Origin of the sequence: Rhodococcus sp. BS-15 (assembly GCF_000813105.1) — a bacterium.
Classification (GTDB): domain Bacteria; phylum Actinomycetota; class Actinomycetes; order Mycobacteriales; family Mycobacteriaceae; genus Rhodococcoides.
The window spans coordinates 1-8945 of record NZ_BAOX01000208.1; the positions used below are offsets into that span (position 1 = coordinate 1).

At 64.7% G+C, this 8945-nt stretch carries 3 protein-coding genes and 4 pseudogenes; 4 read left to right on the plus strand and 3 right to left on the minus strand.

Annotated features, from left to right (window positions below; translation table 11 throughout):
- A pseudogene (locus tag RHBS_RS19610) lies at positions 1-1121 on the plus strand (MFS transporter); the annotation flags it as partial.
- Between the two features lie 1097 nt (positions 1122-2218).
- Here the strand turns inward: RHBS_RS19610 and RHBS_RS19620 are convergent.
- Together RHBS_RS19620 and yaaA are read right to left on the minus strand one after the other, a co-directional pair.
- Complete coding sequence (locus tag RHBS_RS19620) at positions 2219-3427, minus strand: DUF2786 domain-containing protein (RefSeq protein WP_128646264.1); 1209 nt, start codon at positions 3425-3427, stop codon at positions 2219-2221.
- Complete coding sequence (yaaA, locus tag RHBS_RS19625; RefSeq protein ID WP_128646266.1) at positions 3424-4167, minus strand: peroxide stress protein YaaA; 744 nt, start codon at positions 4165-4167, stop codon at positions 3424-3426. The genes RHBS_RS19620 and yaaA overlap by 4 nt, the downstream gene beginning before the upstream one ends.
- A 69-nt stretch (positions 4168-4236) precedes the next feature.
- Here yaaA and RHBS_RS19630 point away from each other — a divergent pair, with 69 nt between their 5' ends.
- Together RHBS_RS19630 and RHBS_RS19635 are read left to right on the plus strand one after the other, a co-directional pair.
- Positions 4237-5988 (plus strand): proline--tRNA ligase, encoded by a 1752-nt coding sequence (locus RHBS_RS19630; RefSeq protein WP_128646265.1) that lies wholly within the window; start codon positions 4237-4239, stop codon positions 5986-5988.
- A 59-nt stretch (positions 5989-6047) separates the two neighbouring features.
- Positions 6048-7786: pseudogene (locus RHBS_RS19635) on the plus strand (acyl-CoA dehydrogenase family protein).
- Positions 7787-7795: 9 nt separating this feature from the next.
- Here RHBS_RS19635 and RHBS_RS19640 read toward each other — a convergent pair.
- Positions 7796-8364, minus strand: a pseudogene (locus RHBS_RS19640) (TetR/AcrR family transcriptional regulator).
- Between the two features lie 121 nt (positions 8365-8485).
- On the opposite strand from RHBS_RS19640, the pseudogene RHBS_RS19645 reads away from it, so the two are divergent.
- Positions 8486-8945: pseudogene (locus tag RHBS_RS19645) on the plus strand (MFS transporter); the annotation flags it as partial.

Below are 8945 nucleotides of genomic sequence, written 5' to 3' on the forward strand. Positions count from 1 at the left end.
TGGGAGCCGCGGTGGCGTCGCCCACGGCGTTCGCGTTGGTGGCGACCACGTTCGCGCCGGGGCCGGTTCGGAATCAGGCCATCGCGATCTACGCGGCCATGACGGGTGTCGGCTCCATCGCCGGGCTGATCATCGGCGGTGCGTTGACCGAGGTGTCGTGGCGGTGGATCTTCCTGATCAACGTGCCTATCGGTGTCGTCATCGTGGTGCTCGCGGTCGTCTCGCTGCAGGAGACGGTGGGGGCGAAGTTGCCGCTCGACGTACCGGGAGCGATTTTGGCGACGCTCGGCTGCACCGGAGTGGTGCTGGCTCTGAGCGAGGGCACCGAACTGGGCTGGACCAATCCGATCGTCATCGTCTCCCTGCTCGCCGGACTGCTCTTCCTCGGGCTGTTCCTGCTGGTCGAGCGTCGCGCAGACAATCCACTGCTCCCGTTCTCGCTGTTCGGCAGCCGAGACCGAGTGGCGACGTTCGTGGCCATCTTCTTCGCCGGTGGCGTGATGTTCTGCCTCGCCGCCTACGTTGCACTGTTCGTCCAGGACATCCTGGGATACAGCCCGTTGCACGCGGGCCTGGCGTTCGTGCCGTTCGCCTTCGGGCTCGGTGCCGCGGCGTTCCTGGCCTCGCAGTTGGTGACGCGCATCGCTCCTCGTTGGCTGATCCTCAGCGGCGCCGTCATCATGGTCGGCTGGCTGATGGTGTCGGTCGCGACGATGAACGCGGACTCGTCGTACTTCCCCGGACTGTTCTTCCCCGTCATCGGCATCGGATTCGGCGTCGGCCTCACGGTCGTGCCGCTCCCGCTGTGCGCCATCGCCGGAGTGAGCCCCACCGAGATCGGCCCGTTGACCGCTATTGCCCTGGTTGCCCAGACCCTCGGTGGGCCGCTGGCCCTGGCCGTGATCGGCGCGCTGGTCACCTCTCGCACCCTCTCACTGGGCGGCATCTCGGGACCGGCCACGCTGATGAACGACAACCAGCTCGATGCATTGAGCTCGGGCTACATGTTCGCGCTGTTCTGCTGCGCCGTGTGCGCCGTGGTCGCGGGAATCGCTGCGGTGTTCATCCGCTTCACCCCGCAGCAGGTCGCTCAGGCCCAGGCTGCGCAGGAAGACGTCCAGAAGGCTGATTTCCTCTCTGGCAAACCCGTTTCTGGTACCGGCGCACCACTATTGATCCACAGGCGCCGAGTTGTCCACAATTGCCGTTCGGCTCGGTTTTCGGAGTCGCTGTCGGTGCACGATCGGTGCATGCATCCTGACGCCAACGGTCTCATTTCCCGCGCCACAGCGTTGAGTGCCGGCTACACGAACACAGATCTGCAAAGGCTGTGCGCCCGAGGCGAACTGGTTCGGATCGTTCCCGGAATGTATGCACAGCGGCAGTTGTGTTCGACGCTCGATCCACGCGGAATGCACCGGCTGACGGCCGTCGGATCCCTGGCAACCAAAGCCGACGCAGCAGCCAGCCACGTCTCCGCAGCTGTTCGTCCGCGGGTTCGATCTGTGGAACACCGATTTGGACCGAGTGCACCTGACGATCCCCGACGGAAAAGGGCGCACGACTTCGCGATTGCACGTGCACTCGACGCCGCTTCCGGCGGAATTCGTGTCGACGGAGATGGGAATACCGGTGACCTCGCCGGAGCGCACCGTGGTCGATTGCGCGCGGCTGCTCGATCTCGATCATGCCGTCGTGATCGGAGACTCGGCTCTGCGATCGAAGAAGGTGTCGATGAATCGGTTGCGGGCAGCGTTGGAGGTCTCGGCGCGCACGAACGGTATCGGCGCGGCTCGGCGGGCGGTCGCCGCAATGAACGGTCTGAGCGAAAGCCCCGGAGAATCCCTCAGCAGACTGCGGATGAAGGAGTACGGCTTCCCGAACCCAGTTCTGCAACAGGTACTGCGAGTGGGATCCCAGTTCCTTGCCCGAGTCGACTTCTACTGGAAAGGCTGGCGTGTGATCGGCGAATTCGACGGCATGGACAAGTACGCGACCGGAAAGACGTTGGCGCAGGAAAAGGTTCGCGAGGACGAGCTCCGGGACCGGGGAATGGAGGTGTTCCGGTGGACATAGAAGGACCTGTGGCAGTTCGGCATGGTGCGCGAGCGATTCGACCGTGCGTGCGCCAGGGCCGAACGTCGACGCTGAGTATGCCCACAGAATGTTCAGCTGCGCACCTGTACAGGTAGGCAACCGAATATTCTGTGGGCGAACGTCACCCGATGTGGGCGTCGTCGGCCGCGGCCTGGCCCGAATCCCATCCTTCGGCGTCCAGGCGTGGACCGCGCATTGGCTTCGCCGTCGGGAACAGTCGATCGAACTCGGCCTCGACGGCGACGGTCTGGGCAGCCAGAACAGGGAGCAGATCGGCCGATTCGACCGCGACCTCCTCCAAAGCGTGTGCATCGGCGTCGGTGAGGCGGTCTCCGATTCGGACGGCATAGGCGTAGAGGAACGCCTTGCCGAACGCCGCCGATCCGGCCTTCTTGCGCTTCTTGGCCTGCGGTGAATGCCCGAGGGCGCGCGTTGCCTGAACCAGCAGAGAGGTGAACAACAACTCGGTCTGTTCCACGTCCACCGGGGCACCGACCAGGGTTGCGACGGCGAACTCCGGATCCCAGATCGCTTTGACGCGGTTGGCGGTTCCGACCACGTGCAGCAGCTGCGCCTTGGCCGGGGCATGCGGGCCGTCGACGTGAACGCGTCGGCCGTGAATATCGATGTGGCCCTGCGCGAGCAGCATGGTGTCGATGGAGTAGCGCGTCATCAACTCCTGCGCCTTGGCCGTCAGCGTTTCCGCCTCCTCCTCGAAATCCGTGGCGTCGGCCTTGGCCAGCAGACCGCGAATCTTGCTCAGCATCTTGGTGTTCGGTGAGTCGGAGCCGGCGACACCCGTCACCGTGGGACGAGTGCGCGGCCACTGGGACGGCTTGGGGCCGAGCTGAGGCCACCGGGGGAGTGTCTGCCATTGACCGAGCAGCGTGAGTACGTCGAGCCACTGATCACTGGCAGCGATGTAATCGGATTTACCGGACGAGGTCAGGTAAGCGGTCAGGAAATCGGGCGTGGCCTCGACCCGGGCCGCAACCTTGGGGAACTGCTCGCAGATCGTGGACATCTGATCCACCCAGTCCTGCGGGGCCCGGGCGTCGGCGTCGGTGAGATCGGCCTGGTGCAGCAGCACCGCAGCAGCGAGATTGGCCACGGCCACCGTGTGCTGACGCCGCACGACATGCACCAGATCCATGGGCTGCCAGCCGTTTTCGTACATCGTCTCGATCATGTTCGTCAGCGCCCGAGAGCCGAGTTCGGTCGCATTCATCGACACCAGTCGATCTGCGACGTCGTCGGCGACGCGTTGGCTCTTGGTCTTGCCGACCGATGCGTCGGCCCCGCGGCGGAGCAGTTCCGGAATCTCGTTCATTCGGTGAGCACGATCAATTCGGTGCTCGACGCCACTTCGACTCGCAGACCGGCCTTGGATGCCACGCGGGCAACGGCTTTCACGTCCTTCGGCTCGGCGGTGGTCAGCGTCAATGCGCGTGCCAGCAGACCCTTGTGATGCTTGTTGAAATGGCTGACCACCGATCGGCTGCCGTCGGGCTTCTCGGTGAGCACCGTTGCGGTGATCGCGCCCGGAACAGGACCGAGCTGCTGATACGTGCCGGATCGGAGGTCGACGACGATCCCCTCGTCCTCGGCGTCGATGGCGTCGGAGAGTTCGGGCTTCCAGTGTGATCGCAGCGTCCCGAAATTCGGAACGGTCGATCCACCGGAGAGTCGGTAGGACGGAATCGGATCGGAGGCACGGACGGCACCGAACAGGGCCGAGCCGATCCACAGCCTCGCGTTCGCTCGGGCGCGACCGGCCCGGGTGAACGACGCCGCGTCGAGGGCGTCGTAGAGCACGCCGGTGTACCGCTGCAGTGCAGGTGTGGTGGGTGAGGTCCACAACCGGGCGTTGCGTTCGATCTCGTCCACCTGGGTGGGGCCGAGGCCGAGCGCCGCGATCGATGCGTCGACGTCGGCGGACAGTTCCACCAGCGCGTCGGCGAGCTTTCGACGAAGCGGAGTCAGCGAGGGCAACGACAGTCGGTCCAGATCGAGAGGTGCTCCGGAACCGCCGTCGGACTTCGTCTCGGAGGGAGGCAGCAGAATCAGCACGGGCTCGAGGCTACTCACTGTACGGCCGCCTGCTCACAGGCACTGTGTGAGCGACTAGTCTGACAACCCGTGATCACCCGTCTTTCGCAGTTGTTCCTTCGTACTCTTCGCGACGACCCGGCCGACGCCGAGGTCGACAGCCACAAGCTGTTGGTTCGCGCCGGCTACGTTCGTCGTATCGCGCCCGGCGTCTACTCCTGGTTGCCGTTGGGTCTGCGGGTGCTGCGGCAGGTCGAGCGTGTCGTGCGCGAGGAGATGAACGCCATCGGTGCGCAGGAGATATCTCTGCCCGCACTGCTGCCGCGCGAGCCGTACGAGACCACCAATCGGTGGACCGAATACGGCGACGCGCTGTTCCGGTTGCAGGACCGCAAGGGCAACGACATGCTGCTCGGTCCCACCCACGAGGAACTGTTCGCGCTGACGGTCAAGGCCGAGTACAACTCGTACAAGGATCTGCCGGTCACGCTGTACCAGATTCAGACCAAGTACCGCGACGAGGAGCGTCCCCGCGCCGGCATTCTGCGCGGCCGCGAGTTCGTGATGAAGGACTCGTACTCCTTCGACATGGACGAGGACGGACTGAAGAAGTCCTACGCCGCCCACCGTGAGGCGTACCAGCGCATCTTCGCCCGCCTCGGCGTCAGCTACGTCATCGTCGCCGCGACGTCCGGTGCCATGGGCGGCAGCGCCTCCGAGGAATTCCTGGCCGAGAGCGACATCGGTGAGGACACCTACGTGCGCTGCATCGAGTCGGGATACGCGGCCAACGTCGAGGCCGTCACCACTCCGGCACCGGAACCGCTCCCGATCGAGGGGCAGCCGGCTGCCGTCGATCACGAGACCGGCGACACGCCCACCATCGCGACCCTGGTGGAGTGGGCCAACTCCGCGGATCTCGGACGCACCGTCACCGGCGCGGACACGCTGAAGAACATTCTGCTCAAGGTTCGCAACGCAGAAGGGGAGTGGGAACTGCTCGCCGTCGGCCTGCCCGGTGACCGCGAGGTCGACGAGAAGCGCCTCGAAGCATTCCTGGAGCCTGCCGAGTTCGCTCTGCTGACCGACGCGGACTTCGCGGCCAATCCGTTCCTCGTCAAGGGGTACATCGGGCCTCGCGCATTGCAGGCCAACGGAGTTCGCTACCTCGTCGATCCCCGGGTGGTCGACGGCACGTCCTGGATCACCGGCGCGGATGTCAAGGGCAAGCACGTGGTCAACCTCGTCGCCGGTCGCGATTTCGTTCCCGACGGCACCATCGAAGCAGCCGAGGTGCGTGACGGCGACATGTCCCCCGACGGGCGCGGGCCGCTCGTGAGTGCTCGCGGAATCGAGATCGGGCACATCTTCCAGCTCGGCTACAAGTACACCGATGCGTTCTCGGTGGACGTCCTCGGTGAGACCGGCAAGCCGGTTCGCCTGACGCAGGGTTCCTACGGTGTCGGCGTCTCCCGTCTGGTCGCCGTGATCGCCGAGCAGATGCACGACGACAAGGGCCTGCGGTGGCCGTTGGAGGTGGCACCTGCCGATGTCCACCTGGTGATCGCCAACAAGGACGACGCTGCTCGCGCGGGCGCGGAATCGATTGCGACACAACTCGATACACAGGGCATCGAGGTCCTGTTCGACGACCGCAAGGCCTCGCCAGGAGTGAAGTTCAAGGACTCGGAACTGATCGGTGTTCCGCTGGTGGTCGTCATCGGCCGCGGCTGGGCCGACGGCAAGGTCGAGATCCGTGATCGCTTCACCGGTGAGAGTCGCGAACTCGACATCGACTCGGCGGTCGAGGAGATCGTGAAGGCTGTGCGGCACACACCGTAGGGAGTCTCGCGATCTCTCTGCGCGCTCGTTTACCCGCTGGTAGCTTCGGGTCAACGACTATGAGAGGTCACCACGTGTCTCACTTTGCGCTGTTCGATCCCACAACCTTCGATCCGGCCGAGCTCGACGGCGACTCTCGTCGAGCGCTGCGCGCCTTGATCGAGTGGTTCGAGAATCGAGGCAAGGCCAGGCTGCTCGCGGACGATCTCGACGCAGTCTGGCCCGCGGACTTCATCGAGTTCGTCGCCGAGCAGAAGCTGTTCGCAATCTTCTCCACGCCGGCCGCCTACGCGGACGGATCGCCGAACACGCGATGGGACGCTGCTCGCAATGCAGCGCTGAGCGAGGTTCTCGGGTTCTACGGTCTGGCCTACTGGTACACCTGGCAGGTCACCGTGCTGGGACTCGGGCCCATCTGGATGAGCGCCAACGACGACGCCAAACGGCGCGCCGCACGCGAGCTGGACCGCGGCGGTGTGATGGCGTTCGGACTGTCCGAGCGCGCACACGGAGCCGACGTCTACTCCACCGACATGCTGTTGACGCCCTCGACCGAGGACTCCGAACTCGAGTTCACCGCGTCGGGGGAGAAGTATTACATCGGGAACGGCAACGTTGCGGGTATGGTCTCGGTGTTCGGCCGACGCACCGACGTCGACGGACCCGATTCGTACGTGTTCTTCGTGGCAGACAGCGCGCACCCGGCCTATCGGCTTCGCGAGAGCGTCGTCCACGGGCAGATGTACGTCAGCACCTTCGCGCTCGAGAACTACCCCGTCCGGCAACAGGACATCCTGCACACCGGTGCCGACGCATTCTCGGCTGCGCTGAACACGGTCAACGTCGGAAAGTTCAACCTGTGCACCGGATCCATCGGCATCTGTGAGCACGCGTTCTACGAGGCGATCACGCACGCGAACAACAGAATTCTCTACGGCAATCGCGTCACCGATTTCCCGCACGTCCGCAGCGCATTCGTCGACGCGTACTCCCGCTGATCGCCATGAAGCTGTTCAGCGCGCGAGCGCTGGACTACTTCCGTGCCGCCGGACCCGAAGACCGGCGCTACCTCCTGTTCAATCCGATGACCAAGGCGAAGGTGACCTCCGAGGGCGAAACGGTCGTCCGTCTGTTGCACGACGTCATCGCGGCCAAAGGGTACGAGAAGAACACCTACTTCCGTGAAGCCGCCCAGCTGATCGGAACACTGCCGAAGCTCGAGGGCACGGTGCACGTCAACGTGGCGCTGATGCTCAAATTCATGCCTGCGTACATGTTCTCGCCCGCCGACTACCCGGACGTCGGTACCCGAACCGAGCCGGTCGACGACAGCTTCTTCTTCGCGCAGGGGCCCGCCCGTGGTGCTAGCTCGGTCCGGTTCCATGATTGGAACCCGCTGTACAGCAAGCACTCCGCGATACCCAACGTGGGACGGTTCTACGAGCAGGCCCAGGCGTTCAGGTCGTTTCTTCAGGACTGTGCGCCCGACGAAGCCCAGCAGAAGGATCTCGATTTCCTACTCGTGGTGGGGCACCTGTTCTCACTCGTCGTCTACGGCCACCTCGTGCTCGAACAAGCCGACGACATCTCCCCCGAGATGCTGGACCAGATCTTCGACTTCCAGATCAGAGACTTCTCCGGCTATGCCGTCGCGCTGTACGGAAAGCCCTCGTCGTCTGCGGCGCAACAGCAGTGGGCCCTGGACGCGATACGCAAGCCGGTGGTCGATGCGAGTCGTTTCGAGGCGGTGTGGAACGAGGTCGCCTCCTACGACGGCCGGTACGAGATGCGTCCCTAGCTCGGACGCTCAGCCGGGATCGGCCGGAACCAGCGTGGTTCCGAACGCGCACACCGTCATCTCGTGCAGTCCGGAGCTGTCGTTCGGATGCTCGAGCGCCTGCATCGACATGAGGACGTTGAGCAGCATCCCGTGCGCGATGAACTGCCGGGCCTGATCCTCGGAACAACCCGTACCGTCACGTATCTGGCTGTAGATGGCGCCCATTCCCTCCCGGGCCGCCCGGCCGATCTCGGGTACCGACCCTGCGCCGAATCCGTGCATCATGACCATCAACAGGTCGCGATCGGCCACCAGATCGGCGTAGGCGGAACCGAGATCTGCCAGGTGCTGTCGTCGTCGGGGTCGAGCGGGCCCGCCGCCAGCACGGCCTCGAACGCGGCCATGATGCCGTCGACGGAGCGTTGGAACACCAGACGAAACAACTCGACCTTGGTGCCGAACATGCGCACCACGTACGGCTGAGAGACACCGGCTTCCTTCGCGACCGCATCGGTACTGGTGCCTGCGTAGCCCCCGCGCGCGAACGCGCGCATCGCCGCGTCGAGAACGAGCTCTCGGCGGTCGGCCGCATCCATACGGGTGGCCTTGGGCTTGGGTGCAGAGGCGTCGGACATGTTGACAGGTTATCAGTCGATAACTTACGGTCTCGATTAAGTAATCATTCGATGCTTACAAGTTCGAGACGGGACGACCGCAATGACCGCCACAGCTTCCCCACCTGCAGTGCAGCCCGCCACTCGGAACGTTCCCGTGTGGCTCGGCATCCTCGCAGCATCCCTACCGATGTTCATGGCAACACTCGACAATCTGGTGATGACCAGCGCGCTCCCGGTCATCCAGCAAGATCTGAACGCCTCCGTCGGACAACTGCAATGGTTCATGAACGCCTACACCCTCACCTTCGCGACGTTCATGCTGACGGCGGCGACGCTCGGCGACAGGTGGGGCAGACGCGCGGTGTTCCTCGGCGGAATCGCTGTCTTCACCGCCGCCTCGGTGGCCAGCGCGCTCGCTGCGAGTCCAGCGATGCTCATCGCGGCGCGCGCCGTGCAAGGAATCGGTGCCGCCGCGATCCATGCCGTTGTCCCTGGCCCTGCTCGCCGCGGTGGTGCCGGTGAGCAAGCGGGCAATGGGCAATCGGGATCTGGGGTGGGGA

Coding starts and splice junctions, on each gene's coding strand:
- RHBS_RS19620 (WP_128646264.1), bottom strand. CDS start 3,427: ATGAACGAGATTCCGGAACTGCTCCGCCGCGGGGCCGACGCATCGGTC.